A 15,861-nucleotide genomic window follows, 5' to 3' on the forward strand; every position below is an offset into this window, starting at 1 on the left:
GAGCGGATCGAGGGGATCGCCGATGGCGGACGAGAGTGTGGACTATCCGGGCCTCATCGTCCCGGCCGGGCACGTCGAGCCGGTGCCGCGGCGTATCCGTGCGCAGGTCGGGGGCCGGTGCGTATGCGACACCCGGCGCGCGTTGTACGTGTGGGAGTGGCCGGGCTATCCGCAGTACAGCATTCCGCTGCGGGATCTGGCCGAGGGCGTCCTGACCGACGACGGCCGCGTCGGCCGACTGGGCCCCGGCCCCGCACGGCGGCACTCGCTGCGGGTCGGCTCCGAGGTCCGTGAGGGTGCGGCGTGGGTCTGGGACGAGGGAGCCCCGGAGGCACTCATCGGCACCGCCCGTTTCCGGTGGGACGCGATCGACGCGTGGTACGAGGAGGAAGAGCAGGTCTTCGTGCACCCGAGGAACCCGTACACCCGGGTGGACGCGCTGCGCTCGTCCAGCAGCGTGCGCGTCGAGGTGGAGGGCACCGTCCTCGCGGACGCGCCGTCCTCGGTGAAGCTCTTCGAAACGGGTCTGCCGACCCCTTACTACGTGGAGCGTGCCTACGTCGACTGGACCCTGCTGCGTTCCTCGGACACGGTGACGGCGTGCCCGTACAAGGGCAGGACCAGCCAGTACTGGTCGTTCGTGGGCGGGGCCGTCGTCCATGACGATCTCGCATGGGCGTACGACTTCCCGACGGTGTCGTGCGCCGCCATCGCGGGGATGGTCGCCTTCTACAACGAGCACGTCGACCTGTACGTGGACGGCGCCCTGCTCCCTCGGCCCACCGCCCTCTCACGGGCTCAGTGGGACAAGCAGCAGCGGGCACGTTCCTGAGCCGCCCGCCGCCGCCCACGGATGACGACGGCGGCATGTCCGTGGCGCCGGCCACGCAGTTACCGAGGGGGTCAGGTGTCGGCTTCGTCGTCCGAGGAGGGTGCGTCCCCGATGGCGACGCGCAGGTCGTGCATGCCTTGCAGGATGTCGATGAGAGCTTCTTCGGCCCCGCTCAGAGCGTGTCGGGTGGCCTCTGTGTCGCCGCGTTCCGCGTGCAGCTGGGCGCTGAGCGCGTACACCGCCGTCATGACGGCGGCGAACGCGGCCTCCCGGCCGGGTGGCAGTTCTTCCGCCTCGGGTTCGGAGACCTGCAGCGCGGTGCGCTGCAGCCGGTTCGTCAGGACGTTGACCGCGAGACCGGGATCCGCTCCCAGCTGGTCCCCCCAGCCGAGCAACGTCTCAAGGACGTCCTCGACCTCCTCTTCCTCGGTCAGATGGGTTGCGGCGGTGATCTCGAGCTCCGTTTTCGCCAGCAGACGGCCCAACAGGCGCAGGCGGTGTTCCTCCTGCGGCCCCTCGGGTCGCTTCTCCGGATCTGCCACCGGCTCAGCCGCAAGAGCGGCCAGCGCTGCGTGGATCTGCTCAGCACTTACCGGGTGCTCGCTACTGGTGCTCACCTCTTCAGCTTCACCCGGCAAAGGCGTATCCGCCCGTTCAGGCACACGGAATCCACCCACAGGGAGGTCGTGCCAGCGTCGGTGTCCGCCTCCGGGACTGCGGGGTCCGCAAGCACACCGTACGGGCACGGCCGATGGCACAGACGCACTGCGACGACCAGGTGGAGGAGACCACCGGATCTCCCCTTTTCGGCATCGGCGGGATCCTGGCCGACCGCGACCTGGACGGCGTGCGCGGACCGACGGCACCTCCTGGCGCCCGGCACCCGCGGCCTGCCGAGGGCGGAAGGCCGCGTACCGCGCCGCTCCTACACGGCTGGATGGCGGGCGCAGCGCCAGAAGGGCTGCGCGGCCCGCTTGAACACTTCAGGACCGCCCCTTGAGGGCTCTCCGGGCGTCTCCGCTTGCGACGGGCAGCGGCGCGATGCCGAGCGCTCTCACCGGGGCGCGCATTCCCCACGGGACAAACCCCGTGGCCGGCCCGATCCCGCGGTACCACCGGGTCGCCTTCCGCAGCGCCGGCGCCCCTGCCGGGCGGGAGACGCCGGAGACGTCGGCCCGGCGGCAGCGGGATCGGCGGCCCCGTGCAGCAGCCGCCCGTCAGCCGCCGCCGGCGCGCAGCCCCGCGATGAACGCGGCGCCGTTCGGTGTTCCGACGCCCGTCATGGTGTCGTAGCCCTTGGCCGTCACCTGCCCGGTGTAGGAGCGTTCCTGCGAGTCGAACACGTCGAGCCCCGCGGATCCGTCGTCGGCGACATAGGCGCCATGGTCCTGCTGTGGCGTCGACGCGGTGACCGGCAGGGCGTCGTGGAACGCATGGGTTCCGGCGAGGTGGTAGAGCAGCGGGTCGATGAAGCCGAACGCGGACCTGCGGCCCTGCTGGGCGTCGGCGACGAGACCGGCGATCAGCGGGCACGCCAGGCTTGTGCCCGCGTTCGGCATGGTGTGGTACGGCCCCGGCTTTCCGTTGCTCGTCGACTCGATGTAGCCGGTCAGCATCCCGGTGTCGGGATCGCCGTCCGCGGCGATGTCGGGCACCGCACGCCCGGTGACGACCCGCTTGCCGACCCGCACGCGCGACATGGACGCGGGAACGACGCCCTTCTGGTAGGAGGGCTGCCCGTAGTCGGCGCTGGTGCCTCCGCCGCCCCCGCTGACGCCCAGGTCGGTCCATTTGCCCTTGTCCAGGGAGCCGTAGTCGTCGGACCAACCGGTCTCGAACACCCGGTTCCTCGCCGCCCCGATACCGAGGCTGGTGCCGCCGACCGCCACGGCGTAGGGGTCGGAATCGGTCACCGTCAGACCGGGCGTGTCACCGGAGGCGAAGTACATGCCCACCCCCTCGGCGGCGGCCCGCACGTCGATCGCGTGCACGGTCCTGGCCGGCACCACACCCAGGGGGATCTGCCACGAGTTGGACACGATCGAGGCGCTGGGACGGCCGCCGCTCCCGGTCAGCACGGCGAGGGCGGCGTTCAGCAACGCCTGGTCCTCGTCGCACCCCTGCCCGACCACCATCAACTGGTCGGCGTCGGGCGCCATCGCGTAGAGCGCCTCGGAGTCCATCTCCGCCTCGTCGTCGACAGCGGGCGACTGCGCCGTCCTGCGCGACGCCGACGGGGCAGCGCAGGCCTTGCCGGACTGCACTTGCCTGAACTGCGAGCGCTTCGGGGCCGGGAGATGACTGGCCTTCGCGTAGTCCGTCAGCGTCTGGAACATCGCGGTCGGTGCCTCGTCCTCGGTCAGGGCGACCGTCTGGCCCTTGCCGGTGTCCGTCCACGTCGCGCCGTAGGCGGCGCGGATCTGGTCGGCGGAGTATCCGCAGACCGGCAGCGCGGCCTTGGTCAGCCCCTGGTAGGCCGGACGGAACGCCTGGACGTGCTGCGCCCAGTACCCGGAGCACGTCGGTGCCTTCGTCGCCTGCGCACGCGGCCCTGGTGCCGAGGAGGCCGCGGCCCGAGGCACGGTGGGTGGAAGGCTGCTCAGCCCGGTCACGCCCAGCACGTCGGACGCGAGCGAGGACGGAACGGATACCTCGCGGTCGTTGGAGCGCGCCACGGCCGGCCGGCCGTTCGCATCCTGGACCCGGTACTCGTCGATCCGCACCCGGAACGCCGACTGCACCTTCACCACCGGTCCGGTGGCGGAGACGTAGTCCCGGCCGCTGTCGGCGTGCACCTGGGTCAGGCCACGGGACGCCAGCCATCGCGCCACCGCCGTGACGTGCGCGCTGGACGGACCGAACCTGGCGGTGTAGGCGTGCGGACCGAGGTAGTGGTGGAACTCGGCGTTGCCGGGTGTGGCGACCGCGTCGGCGAACGCGGCGGCGCCCGTCATGTCGGGTGTCAGCCATACCTGCACGGTCAGTTGCTGCGAGGCGGGCACGGCTCCGACGCGTGACGCCGTGCGGACCACGGGGGAGACCGACTCCGGCACGGGAACGGTTGCCGCCGCGCGTGCAGTGCCGGGCACCCCCACCACGGCACCCGCCGCGAACGCGGCCGCGCAGGCGACCCACACGGCCGCGGCTCTGCGACCGCGCCTCACCGTCGAACCGACTGCGCCCCTGTGCGAAAAGGTGCTCTCCAAGCCCCAGTCCACCCCTCTCGAACGGCAACGGCACAGCAGGTGTCCGTCCCCCCTTCCCTGTACGACGCGGGCCCGGCGCCCCGGGTTGCGGCGTTTCGGCGGCATCACCGGAGCGCGGTGTCTTCGGGGAGCGGCAGTGCGCCGAGGTTTCGTCGTCGAGGAGAACGCGCCCGGATGGGCTTCTTGCCGCTGATGCCCGCCCGCAACGGTGCCGCACCCGCACGGCCTTGGGAGCGAACAAACGGCCTCGGGGTCAGCCGAGAGCATCGAAGTCTGGCTCCTCCCCTCAGTGCGCCGTGCACGGTCGGCGTGACACACCATCGAGCGGGCCCCAGCGGGGCAGGGCGGCAGGCGGGGAGCATCTGCTCAGCTGTCGCTGGCCCGTGAGGGGGCATCAAGGGTCCCGTGCGCCGTGCCGTGCCGTCGGCCGTTGCTCTTCCGCCGGCCGGTTGCGGGCTGTTCGCCCGCGTCGACTGCCGTACGAGGACCTCGGGCAAGGGCGCCGGTGAGGGGCGTCGGGGCCTGCCCTGCCGGTGAACCGGGCGGGGAGCTGAGGCGGGAGCCATCGGCACGACGTCCACGGCGGTGGTGGTGCTCCCACTGCCGTCGCCGTCCGAGCTTGTCGCGCCCTGCTGGCCGCGGTGAGCGCGGAGGGGGCGGGCGGTGCCGAGTGGCGGGAACCGGGAGGGAACCGGATCATCGCGCCGCTCGGCCTGCGGCACACCTACATCCCCGGCGAGATCCCGTGTCCCGTCGGCCCGCACGAGCGGGTGACCATCGACGGGCCCGGAGGCGAGCCGGTGGCAAGCGGGGCGGGCACGGACTCGGGCTGCACGTCATGCCCCTGACCTGGATGAACGTTGATTACACGCACGAGGACGACGGCTTCGGCGTGTACGGACGGCGGCCGTCAGCGCGGCCGGCCGGAGGGCCGTGACCGTGCCGGTGACGCCCACCGCCGCGGTCGTCGACGAGGACTGGGCGCTGGAGCGCGCCGTCGGCGGCCTGGCCTGTCCTTGAGAAGCGCGGGCCGCTTTTGGGGCGGCTCGTGACGCCGTGCCGGACCCTTCCTCCTGCGGGAAGGGGTGGTCATTCACTACCTAATGTCCGATTTGTGGCGATAAATCATAAAGGATCGATAAGCAGTCATTTAGATTATTAAGGCGCTCCATCTGAAGCTTGGTGACTCAATTCACTTACGACACATCTTAGTGCTTTAAATCGTCCCTACCGCCCTGATTTCCGCGCCTCCGCGGCACGCGCCACGTGGCCGGTCAACGAAGCTGGTTAGTAAAAAGGGGAATTGTCGATTTATTCCCGGCGGCTCAAGATGAGCGCGCCGCAGCGCACCGCTGAACGAATGTGGTGCAGCTTGCCGAGGGAACCGGCAACTGCGGGTCATGCAAATTCTGGAAGAGGACCGCTCCATGCCCCGTCACGCCCGCAAGCGCCCCTCCCGGGCGCGCCGACTCATCGCCGGCAGCGCCATCACCGTCGGCACCCTCGCCGTGGCCTCCACCGCCGCACTGGGCACGGCCCAGGCCGCCACGGCCACGACCACCTACACCGTCCGGCCCGGCGACCACCTGGCCTCCATCGCCCGCACCCAGCACGTGCCCGGCGGCTGGCCCGCCCTTGCGACCGCAAACCACATCGCCAGCCCCTACGCGCTCCAGCCGGGACAGGTCCTGACCCTGCCTGCCGGATCGACCCCCGCCGGATCGACCTCTGCCGGATCAACTCCCGCCACGAAGCCGGCAACCGCCCAGAAGGCCACGTCCACCAAGACCGCCACCAGCGGTCAGACCTACACCGACAACCTGGACGGCTGGATCAAGCACTCCCTGGCGATCATGGCGCAGAACAACATCCCCGGAACGTACAACGGGATCTACCGCAACGTGATGCGGGAATCCTCCGGCAACCCCAAGGCCATCAACCTCTGGGACTCCAACGCCGCCGCCGGCCACCCCTCCATCGGCCTGCTCCAGGTGATCCAGCCCACCTTCACCGCCTACCACGTGCCGGGCACCTCGTCGGACATCTACGACCCGGTCGCCAACATCACCGCCGCCTGCAACTACGCCTACCACCGCTACGGCTCCATCGACAACGTCAACGGGCCTTACTGACCGGGGACGGCGCTCCAGGGCTTGCCGCAACGCGCGGTGGTGACGGCACTTGGCCGCCGCCCCCGCGCGTTGCGCCGCAATGCAGCCCGGTGGTTCTTGACCACCCGGAGCAATGCGCGGCCGCAGAAGTCCGGGAAGGGGGAATCGGACCCGACAGGGCCGTGCGTGGTCGCCCGGTTCACGCGGCCGGTGAACCACGGGTGCCCGGCTCGGTTCTGTCGGCCGGCCCCCGTTCCGGCGGAAGGCCGTTGTCACGGCGATCCGGCTGTGGGTGTCCAGACGCTTTTCCTGGCTGACGGGAACTCAGGCCGGAGCGAACCCATCTGAGGGTCGCCTGTTTCGGCGGTGTGTGCCGTGTCACGCACTCGAAGTACTGTCCAAGTTGTCCGCATCACAGCGTAAATGTCCATTTAGCTCCATGCTCGGAAACGGATACCGGCTTCCGAAGTGGGGCTCATCGGCATTGCCTGGCCGGGCACTTCGGAAGTGGCCCACGACATAGCACTCGTGGCATTCCTCCTTGTTCCCTCCGGAAAGGTGCCCCTCGTGGCCGCTTACCTCTGTCCTCCTGCCGTGATACACGGCGAGCACACCGTGGAGACCAGCCAGATCGTGGCGGAGGTGCGCGACCGGCACCCGCACGCGGCCTGGGCGCCGCGGATCGACGGCATCGCGGCCAGTACGGGCATCGAGACCCGTCGCTGGATGCTGCCGCTGGAGACCGCCGTCGCGCCCGGCAACGGCAGCGGCCTGGGGGCTGTCGGCATCGGGCCGGCCCAAGAGGCGCTGGCCCGCGAGGGGTTCACCCAGCAGGACGTGGAGCGTGCGATTGCTGCCCTCGAGGCGATACCCACGCCGCAGACTGTCCAGGAGCGCACCGCGCCGGCCTGGGAGGCTGTGCAGTCCTACGGGGAGCGCGCGGCGCGCGGGGCCCTGCAGATCGCCGGTCTCGACGTCGCGGACGTCGACTGCCTGATCACCAGCAACTCCACCACCCCGGCGCTGCCGGGTCTGGACATCGCCCTGGCCAACAAGCTTTCGCTCCGCAACGACGTGATGCTGCAGCCGGCCACGCAGTGGGCGTGTATCGCGGGCACCCGCTCCCTGGCGCTGGCGGCGGACCTCGTGGCCGCGGACCCCGACCGGGTGGTCCTGGTCGTGATCGCCGAGGCGCTGAGCACGACCTACCAGCCCGCGGACGACACCCTCGAGTCCCTGATCGTCCGGTTGCTGTTCGCGGACACCGCGGTCGCCACGGTGGTCACGGGCCGGCCGAGGCGCGAGTCTGTACTGCGGCTGGACGCCGCCTGGCACCACACCCTGCCCGGCACGCAGGACCTGCACCGCCTGGAGACGCGGGCGGACGGCACCCACTCGTGATGGACCGGCGTGGGCCGCGCGCCGTGCAGGAGACGGTCAGCGCGATGTGGGAGTGGCTGCGCGTCCGTTACCAGGACCACCCCGGCTCCTGGCACCCCGACGTGCTGCTCGCGCACCCCGGCGGGACCCGGGTGCTGGAGTACATGGAGCAGACGATGCCCGACGCGTGGCCGTCGGGGCTGCTGGACTACAGCCGGGACAGCTACACCAGCGGCAACCGCGGAGGCGCCGCCGTGTTCGACATCATGCGGCGGGCGCACGACGCCGGGCAGAAGTCGGGCAGCCGAGCCGTCCTGTACGCGGCGGCACCGGGCCTCACCGCCACCGCCCTGGAGGGGGAGTGGCTGTAGTGCGGGGCGGTGCCACCCGACGCTGCAAACGGGCCGGCCGGATCACCGGTCACGCCGCCGGTACCGCTGAGGGCGCCGTCCGTACCGCCGGTGGCGCAGGCTGACGCGCACGCCGCCCGTACCCTCGCAGCGCTCCCGTACGTACGCCGGCCACGCCCCGCCGCAGCAGCCGCGTCACCGCGCGACTTCCGCCCAGACCACCTTGCCGGTGTCCGTCCACCGCACTCCCCACCGGGTGGTGAGCCCGTGCACGATGTGCAGGCCACGACCGCCGTCGTCGAGGAGGCCGCCTCCGCTCAGACGTGGCCTGCCGTTGCCGGTGTCGCCCACCTCGCACAGCAGGCCGTGACCGGCCCTGATGAGCCGTACGGTGATGGGACCGGTCGCGAAGCGCACCGCGTTCGTGACCAGCTCGCTGACCAGGAGCAGCGCGTTGTCCCGGGTCTCGTCCCTGGTGCGCCACTGCCGCAGCAGGGCGGAGACCTGCGCGCGGGCACGGGCGGGGGCGTCGTCGCGGGCGGGCAGCCGCCAGGCCGCGGTGTCCCCCTTGCGGTGGCCGATCATCCGCGCGAGCAGCAGAGTCACGTCGTCGCGATGGCGCACGGGTGCCATTGCGGAGACGACGTGCCGTGCGGCCGGCTGCAGGGCGTCCCAGGGGTGCACCGTGGACAGGGCGTTCGCCAGCCTGCCGATGCCCTCGTCGATCGACAGGGCCGGATCCTCCACCAGGCCGTCGGTGTAGAGGGCGAGCAGGGAACCCGGGGGTGCGTCGAACGTATGCACGCCGAACGGCTCCCGCAGCGCGAACTCGGCTCCCAGACCGGGGTGGGGGCGGACCGCGAGCGGGCTCGCGTGCCCGTTCGGGGACACCAGGACCGGGGGCAGGTGACCGGCGCTGGCCAGCGCCACCTGGTGGCCGACCGGGTCATAGAGGGCGATGCAGCAGGTCGACCCGAGGGCGCTGTAGCCGGCCGCCAACCCGGACTCCGCGTCGTCCAGCAACGTCACGGTGGCGTCCAGGTGCTCCAGCACCTCGTCGGGCGCCAGCCCGGCGGACAGCAGCGCCCGGGCCTCCATGCTCAGCTGGCCCATGGTCGCCGCGGCTCCCAGGCCGTGCCCGACGACGTCACCGACGACCAGCGCGGTACGGCCGTCCGGCAGCGGAAAGCTGTTGACCCAGTCGCCGCCGACGCCCGCGCTGTCAGGGGTGGCGGGCTGGTAGACACTGGCGATCTCGATGGTGTCGCCGCCGGTCCGGGGCAGCAGCCGGCGCTGCAGCGCCAGCACCTGCGTGTGCTCGCGCTGGTGCTGACGGGCCAGGTCGACGTGATGGGCCGTCCTGGCCACCAGTTCCTGCAGGTCGAGCAGTTCGCTGTCACGGAACGGGCAGTCCGCCCGCCGCCAGATCTCCGCCACGCCCAGCACGACGGGCGGCGTGCCGTCCAAGACCAGCGGTATGCACGCCACACCCGCCGACCGGTCGCCGGGCACCAGGGCACGTATCACTCGTGGACTCCCGAGTACCCGCTCGACCGCCTCCCGGTCGGGTATGACGATGGCCTGCGGGGCGTCGTCCCGCCGTACCGCCTGCGCCAGCAGGCGACTGGCGTCGCCGGGAAGGTCGTCGCCCGGCGTCACGTAGCCGTCGGGCCACGCCCGGTCCGGCACCAGGGCCGCCCGCCGCAGCCGGATGCGCCCCCGCGCCTGCCCGGTGACTCCCTCGCCCGACCACACGGCGAAGTCGAGGTCCACGGCGGCCACGTCTCCCCAAGCCAGCAGGGACTTCGCCAGCGACTGCGCGGTCTCGCCGATGTCCAGAGAGGTGCCGATCGCGGTCTCGGCGGCGTACAGGTGCAGCCTCCTGGCCATGGCGATCAGGGAGACGGTGAGGCCCTCCTGAGGCGCCGCGGCGGGCAGGATGCTCATCGACACCACCAGCTCCGACCCGTCGCAGCGCCGCAGGCGCTGGATCCGGGCGACGTGCGCCTCACCGGTCTCCAGCACCTGCCGCAATCGCCGTGTGACCGTCGGTACGTCCCCGGGGGGCAGGAGACCGACGAAGGGACTCCCGGGCACGGCGCCCAGACCTGCGAACACGGGGGCGTCCACATTGCAGCGGGTGATTCTCAGATCCGTGTCCAGGTTGACCGCGCCGAGAATCTGATCCTGACCGCCGACCGGGTCGTCGGGTAGGCGCCGGCGGGTGGTGCGGTCGCCCTGTGTCTCGGCAGGACCGGAGGCCGCTGCCGCTCCGCCGCGCGGTATGTAGCGCCCCAGCGCGCTGCTGACCAGGTCGAACGGCGAGGAGGACGAAGGGGAGGGTGTGGAGTCCATGCGGCTCTCTCGGCAATCCCCGGCGCGGTACCGGGGCCGTACTCAAACCCGTGCGACGGGGCCCCGAGATCCCTGACCGCACACCTCATTGAATAACACCGGGGGGTCGGTTCGCCCACCAAGACTGCTGCTTGTGGCTCCGTGGTCATGAGGGGGACCCCCTCCGATCGTGCCGGCCCGGCGCGGCCGCGCGGCGCCGGCCGCAACCCGCGGAGGGGACTCGACAGCAGCAGGCCACCGACATCTACGTGAACGCGGCAACACCCGCGCGGTTCAGGTCCCGCGCTGACCGTCCGCTTCTTGGATGTCCCTGGGGAGCTTCCCGGCGCACTTCCTGATCCTGGCCGGCAAACGGCTGCCACGCCCCGGCAGCGTCTCCACCGCGCACGCCGCGGCTACCGCCTGCCGCCCCGGGCCGTGGTGACGTACGCGCTGACCAAGATCAGTACGCACCCCACCAGCTGCAGCGGAGCGGGACGCTCGCCCAGTACGACCGCTCCCAGGGCCACCGCGCCGACCGGGGTGAGCAGCAGCAGGACCGCGCCGACATGACTGGCCAGCCTGGGCGAAGCGGCTGCGACCAGCAGCCATCCCACGACCTGGCTGCATGCGGCCACCGCCAGCAGCCAGCCGAGAGCTCGCCATCCGGGAGCCGGGTCGAACCCGTACCAGAGCAGACCCGCCGCCAGAGAGACCACCGCGGCCGACGCCACGACCGCTGCGTACGTCTGCCGTACCGGCCCGGCATGACCCCCACGGCGCAGCAAATACAGAAACCCCGAGTAGCACACTGCCGCCAGCACCGCGTGGAACGTACCCCGCAGTGGATCGGAACCGACCGTCCCGCCCTGCTCGAACACCCCGCCGGCAAGGACCACTCCCACCAGCAGCACCGGCAGCCACCACAGGAAGCGGCGGGGTACGGGTTCCCGGTCGACCGCCCAGGCCAGCAGCGGCACCAGCACCACCTGCACATTCACCAGCACCGTGGACAGACCCGCCCCGACCTCGCCGATCGCCTGCGTCCAAAGCAGCATGTCACCGGCGAACAGCGCCCCCGCGACCAGTGCAAGCCCGTACCGGGGCCGCGGGAACGCGCCCGCACGACGGCGCTCCGCGGCCGCGAGCACCAGCAGCGCCGGCAAGGCCAGAACACAGCGGTAGAAGGACGCCGTACCCGGCGAGGTTCGCGCCAGATCGAGCAGGATGGCCGACCCCGACACGGACAGCGCCCCGATCGCCATCCCCCACGCCGGATACCGCGTCATCCGCGAAGCGCCGGCCCCTCCGTTCTTCCGGGACGCAGTGGCGGACACCTGCCGGCCGCCGGTCGGACGTGACACGCTGCATCACCCCTCGGACGCCCGGTGGTGCCCCGGACTCACCCGTGCCGGACGCCACGAGTACCCGGAAGGAGTGAACGGGAACACTGCCGAATGGCTCCGGACAGTACCGCCCGCAAGTACAGTGCTGCCGACGCCGAGCCGAGTGTTTCCAGCCGAGTGCCACTGCGTTTTTCACGTCGGGCATCACGGATGACCGGGCCGCCCGGCCGGAACCGCATCTCGCCGTCGGCCGGGCCACGCCCGATACGGACCACCGCCCACCCATCGCGACCACCGGGGGCGGGGTGCAGAGGGGTGGGAGTCCGACGTCGGTGCGCATGAGCTGACTGATCTGCTCAGGCATTGGCAGTGATCGAGCCGTTGCCGGCTCCGCCGTGGATCGACCGGGTGCTGCCGTGGTTCCCTGTTGCCCCGAGCCCAGACCGAAGCAGTGGCCCGTGCCCAGCGCCCCTGTCCCCTTCCTGGTGTATGAGGCAGGAACGTACCTGCACGGTACGAAGGCAGACCTTGTTCCGGGCGATTTGTTGAGTCCCGGCCACGCATCCAACTTCGAGGAAGGGCGCACGTCCCGGCACGTCTATGTCTCCGAGACCCTGGATGCCGCCGCCTGGGGCGCCGAACTCGCATCCGGCGACGGACCGGGGCGGATCTACATAGTTGAGCCGACCGGCGATCTGGAGGACGACCCCAACGTCACCGACAGGAAGTTCCCGGGCAACCCCACCCGCTCCTACCGCACGCGCGAGCCTGTGCGCATCGTGTCGGAGCTCAAGGGCTGGGCCGGTCACTCCTCCGAGCAGATCACGGCCATGCTGGACGGGCTGGCCGACCTTCGCCGCCGCCGCATCGCCACGATCCTGGACTGACGAGGGCCGCCGCCGCGACCGTGGAAGCCTTCGCAGGGCGTCTGGGTGATTCCAGCAGCAACAGGTCGGCTGAGACAGAGGCCCACGGCAGCTCCGGGCCGGCTCACCCCGTGGCCCTGACATTGGTCAGCGACCCCAGCATGTCGGCTTGCAGCGGCCCCAGTTGGTTAGGATTCTGCGTCTTCTGGACGTGTTCAAGATGCCCCGGGGAATGGCTTGCGCTGGGACCGCTCGAGGCAGTGCGCCGTGTGGAACTACTTCGTTTCGTCGTGCATCGGCCCGGTCGGATCCGCCTCGGCGAGCTGGGCGGCGAGTCGTTGTATCGCCGATCGGATGCCCTGGCCGTAGTCGTCATCGTTGAGCGCATCGAGGTGCTCTTGGGCCTGTGACAGGTGCGTGCGGGCCTGCGTGGTGTTTCCGAGTTCATGGAAGCCACCGGTGTCCCGCGCGCCGGACCGGCCTCGGGTGTCGGTCCTCGCCAGGCGATGGAAGTGGGTGCCGGTCCGGACGGGGTCCACGAACGCCGCGCACAGCCTGGGTGGGTGAAGGTGCGGCTCCGGCCGGTGAAGGCCTTACACCTCCCTGGCGGCCCTGGTGAGCCAACTGGTCGAGACTGCAGACTCGCTTGATCGCGCTGGGCACCGCCGCCATGGCCGGCTATCGCGTCCGCAGATCACGGATGACCGCAGGTTCCGTTGGGTGGTGGGGTGTGCTCGTTGTGGCGTCGGGTGGCGGTGCGGGGGTGGTTCTGGTGGGTCTGGGACGTGATGTCGGCCATGCGAGCGGGATCACATCCTAGGGAGGGCCGTAGGGGCGTACACGTCTGAAGTGCGCAGATATCTGTATATCCGACGATTTCGGACATATCTGCGTAGATGGGTAGTAGGTCACATCGTTGCGTCGGGTTCCGGTGGCCGCTAATCATGGCTGTCGTCGCTGCACGCCGGGTTTCCGGAGCGGGTGAGTGCCTGATGGGGCCTGCCTGTGTGTGCGGGGGCCGACGCCGCCGCTCATGAGTAGCGGCGAGTACTGACGATGTTTCCTACGGAGAGTTGCTTTCGCATGGCCATGACCAACCGTATTCGCCTCGCCCGTTTCGCCCTGACCGGTATCGCCACCACGGGTGCCGCGGCCGCGGCCCTGACCCTGGTGCCGGCGAGCGCGCAGGCCGCCGAGGTGACGCAGGCGCATGGCGCCGCGGTCACGGCCTCCTCGCACGACGCCCGCACCGCCGCCCAGGGCAAGACCGGCGCCGCCAACAACCTCGACGGCTGGATCAAGCAGTCCCTGCAGATCATGAAGGCCAAGGGCATCCCGGGTAGTTACGACGGCCTGAAGCGCAACATCATGCGCGAGTCCGGCGGCAACCCCAACGCCCAGAACAACTGGGACGTCAACGCCAAGCAGGGCACCCCCTCCAAGGGCCTGCTGCAGGTGATCGACCCCACCTTCAACGCCTACCACGTCGCCGGCACCGCCAGCAGCGTCACCGACCCGGTGGCCAACATCACCGCGGCCGCCAACTACGCCGCCCACCGCTACGGCTCCATCGACAACGTCAACTCCGCCTACTGACGGGCCCTTCACGGAAGGGCGCCCGGCCGCGGTGGCCGGCCCGCAGGTAGCCGTGGGGAGAGTGGTCTGCCGGGTGCCCGGGCCTGATGGTGGGATGCGCCGCGGGTGGGTGTGGGTCCGGCCTGACGCGACGATTGATCAGTGCGGCTGATCAGTGCGGCTGATCAGTGCGGCGGTCGCCCTGGCCGCTGTCCTCGCCCCGTGCGGTGGCCTCCCCGGCTCTGCACGTCACGAGGACCGGCAGCGAATGTTCAGCAGTTCCGAAAGCACCCTGGCACAGTCCTTGTTCGATTGCGGGGACCGGTCCTGAGTTCCGGCTTCTGGCCCCACCAGCCGTCGGCCCGGAGCGGTGGCGGCCCGGCCCTCCGAGTCAGGAAGGCCGGTGGATCCCGTTGCCGGGCGATGTGCGGGCGAACCATGCCCGTGTCTCGTCTGCGGTCAGGACGCGGGTCAGCTCGGCCGTGCCCGGGAGATGCGGGAAGAAGCGGTCGGCGTTCCAGCTGCGCCGGTATGTCGGCTCGTCGAGCACGAGCAGGCGGCGTCCCTCCACTACGGGGATGTCGTCTGGCAGCCCTTCGTTCCAGATCTGCTCGCCGTCCGCGGTGAGGAGCTCGAAGGCGCCGGTCGCGATGGTCTGGGTGCGTCCCTGGGCGGGCTCGGGGTCGGTGGCCAGGCGGACGCTCTCCGCCGAAGGCGGAGTGCCGGGCACCTGGCCGCCGCCGACGAGGACGTGGGCGAGCAGCGTGTGCAGTTGGAAGTTGTCCCCAATGCCGCTGATGCGTATCTCGAATCCGGTCCCGGTCGGCCTGTGCAACACCACCAGGGGCTCGTCGTTCAGGACTGCCAGCGCGTAGGCCAGGCATTTGAGGTCGTGCCGTTCCAGGGCCGCCAGGTCGCGGCAGATGGGGAGGATCTCGGATGCATGCCGACGGCGTACCTCGGTGCTGCGGCACAGCACGGCCAGCGCGGGCGGCTGCCACTCCTCGACGGTGCACCAGGCCAGCGCCAGCCGCGCGGCCTCGTGCCGGTCGCCGCCGAGGCGGGCCAGCATCGCGTCGTCGATGATCTTCTCGTCCGGCTCCGGCAGCTCTTTCTCGGCTGCGCGGGTGGAGGTCCAGCGGCGGGCGAACTCCAGGGCGTCGATCAGGTCCTGGTGGACGCCGCCGAGGATCGGCTGGGCGCAGCCCGCCGGATCGGCTCCGCGCTCGACGCAGAAGCCGGCCGCCATCGCCAGCATCGGCCGCGGCCCGGTAGGCGGGAAGGCGGGAATCAGTGCTGCCAACCGGGGCCCTGCGACAACGCGTTCAGCATCCGACGCCGACTGCACGGCGTTCATCACGGCGGTGAAGGCACGCCCGGTGCGCTCACCATCGCGAGCGGCAACCGCCTCTTCCAGCTCGGACACGGTGGCGGTGAGGTCCGTAGCCTCCCGCTTCCTCTTGAAGATCACCGGCACACCTTAGGCCCGAGGTCTGTCCGGCGTCATCACGCCCAGACCCTTCGAATCCCTCGGGCCGCTGCCTGCTGTCGAAGCTGATGAACATTCGCTGTCGGTCCTCGGTTCTCGTGGACAGAGCCCGCGCTGAGTCGATGTGGCTCGTGCGCCGTCGGCGGTCACGGTGCTCTGGGCTGGTCCAAGGCTGTCGGTGGTGGCGAGCCGGGCGCGGGATTCCGGGCGGCTGCCGAGGCCGTGCTGGTCGGCCGGTCGGGCGGAGGGCGCAGACCGGGGAGGCAGGTGGCCGGGTCGGCCGGGGCGTGGGTGGTGGGCTGGCGGGTGAGGTGGTGATGCCGGTGGCTCTCGGCCGCCGTTTCCGGTCCGGCGGGGTCACGGGGCGCGTCG

The 15,861-nt window shown here is 70.9% G+C and carries 11 protein-coding genes and 1 pseudogene; 6 read left to right on the forward strand and 6 right to left on the reverse strand.

Annotated elements, in window-relative coordinates; translation table 11 throughout:
- Positions 1 to 22 precede the first annotated feature (22 nt).
- Positions 23 to 832, forward strand: coding sequence for a DUF427 domain-containing protein (locus tag AB0L59_RS26120; RefSeq protein ID WP_365588035.1), 810 nt, complete (start codon positions 23 to 25; stop codon positions 830 to 832).
- A 71-nt stretch (positions 833 to 903) separates the two neighbouring features.
- Here AB0L59_RS26120 and AB0L59_RS26125 read toward each other — a convergent pair whose 3' ends face one another.
- Complete coding sequence (locus AB0L59_RS26125; protein WP_365588037.1) at positions 904 to 1,494, reverse strand: hypothetical protein; 591 nt, start codon at positions 1,492 to 1,494, stop codon at positions 904 to 906.
- Positions 1,495 to 2,049: 555 nt separating this feature from the next.
- Positions 2,050 to 3,969 (reverse strand): protease pro-enzyme activation domain-containing protein, encoded by a 1,920-nt coding sequence (locus AB0L59_RS26130; RefSeq protein WP_365588040.1) that lies wholly within the window; start codon positions 3,967 to 3,969, stop codon positions 2,050 to 2,052.
- Between the two features lie 710 nt (positions 3,970 to 4,679).
- On the opposite strand from AB0L59_RS26130, the gene AB0L59_RS26135 reads away from it, so the two are divergent.
- From AB0L59_RS26135 to AB0L59_RS26145, 3 genes and pseudogenes are all read left to right on the forward strand, one after another.
- On the forward strand, positions 4,680 to 4,886 hold the full coding sequence (locus AB0L59_RS26135) for a hypothetical protein (RefSeq protein ID WP_365588042.1): 207 nt from the start codon (positions 4,680 to 4,682) through the stop codon (positions 4,884 to 4,886).
- A gap of 579 nt (positions 4,887 to 5,465) precedes the next feature.
- The gene (locus AB0L59_RS26140) at positions 5,466 to 6,170 is read left to right on the forward strand and encodes a LysM peptidoglycan-binding domain-containing protein (protein WP_365588385.1); all 705 of its coding nucleotides are present in this window, start codon (positions 5,466 to 5,468) and stop codon (positions 6,168 to 6,170) included.
- 546 nt (positions 6,171 to 6,716) lie between these two features.
- Positions 6,717 to 7,900 (forward strand): annotated as a pseudogene (locus AB0L59_RS26145) (type III polyketide synthase).
- 174 nt (positions 7,901 to 8,074) lie between these two features.
- Here the strand turns inward: AB0L59_RS26145 and AB0L59_RS26150 are convergent.
- Positions 8,075 to 10,234 (reverse strand): SpoIIE family protein phosphatase, encoded by a 2,160-nt coding sequence (locus tag AB0L59_RS26150; RefSeq protein ID WP_365588045.1) that lies wholly within the window; start codon positions 10,232 to 10,234, stop codon positions 8,075 to 8,077.
- A gap of 395 nt (positions 10,235 to 10,629) precedes the next feature.
- Positions 10,630 to 11,502 (reverse strand): DMT family transporter, encoded by an 873-nt coding sequence (locus AB0L59_RS26155; RefSeq protein ID WP_365588047.1) that lies wholly within the window; start codon positions 11,500 to 11,502, stop codon positions 10,630 to 10,632.
- A 515-nt stretch (positions 11,503 to 12,017) separates the two neighbouring features.
- Between AB0L59_RS26155 and arr the strand changes: the two genes are divergently transcribed.
- A complete protein-coding gene (arr, locus tag AB0L59_RS26160) occupies positions 12,018 to 12,446 on the forward strand; it encodes an NAD(+)--rifampin ADP-ribosyltransferase (protein WP_365588049.1) in 429 nt (142 codons plus the stop codon).
- Positions 12,447 to 12,700: 254 nt separating this feature from the next.
- Here the strand turns inward: arr and AB0L59_RS26165 are convergent, their stop codons facing one another.
- Positions 12,701 to 12,964, reverse strand: coding sequence for a hypothetical protein (locus AB0L59_RS26165; RefSeq protein WP_365588052.1), 264 nt, complete (start codon positions 12,962 to 12,964; stop codon positions 12,701 to 12,703).
- Positions 12,965 to 13,508: 544 nt separating this feature from the next.
- On the opposite strand from AB0L59_RS26165, the gene AB0L59_RS26170 reads away from it, so the two are divergent.
- Positions 13,509 to 14,021: a transglycosylase SLT domain-containing protein gene (locus tag AB0L59_RS26170; RefSeq protein WP_365588055.1), complete on the forward strand. Its 513-nt coding sequence runs from the start codon at positions 13,509 to 13,511 to the stop codon at positions 14,019 to 14,021.
- Positions 14,022 to 14,391: 370 nt separating this feature from the next.
- Here AB0L59_RS26170 and AB0L59_RS26175 read toward each other — a convergent pair whose 3' ends face one another.
- A complete protein-coding gene (locus AB0L59_RS26175; protein WP_365588057.1) occupies positions 14,392 to 15,471 on the reverse strand; it encodes a hypothetical protein in 1,080 nt (359 codons plus the stop codon).
- Positions 15,472 to 15,861 lie beyond the last annotated feature (390 nt).

This window comes from Streptomyces sp. NPDC052109, from assembly GCF_040680195.1.
Lineage (GTDB): Bacteria > Actinomycetota > Actinomycetes > Streptomycetales > Streptomycetaceae > Streptomyces.

Coding starts and splice junctions, on each gene's coding strand:
- AB0L59_RS26170 (WP_365588055.1), top strand. CDS start 13,509: ATGGCCATGACCAACCGTATTCGCCTCGCCCGTTTCGCCCTGACCGGT.
- AB0L59_RS26155 (WP_365588047.1), bottom strand. CDS start 11,502: ATGACGCGGTATCCGGCGTGGGGGATGGCGATCGGGGCGCTGTCCGTG.
- AB0L59_RS26140 (WP_365588385.1), top strand. CDS start 5,466: ATGCCCCGTCACGCCCGCAAGCGCCCCTCCCGGGCGCGCCGACTCATC.
- AB0L59_RS26120 (WP_365588035.1), top strand. CDS start 23: ATGGCGGACGAGAGTGTGGACTATCCGGGCCTCATCGTCCCGGCCGGG.
- AB0L59_RS26150 (WP_365588045.1), bottom strand. CDS start 10,234: ATGGACTCCACACCCTCCCCTTCGTCCTCCTCGCCGTTCGACCTGGTC.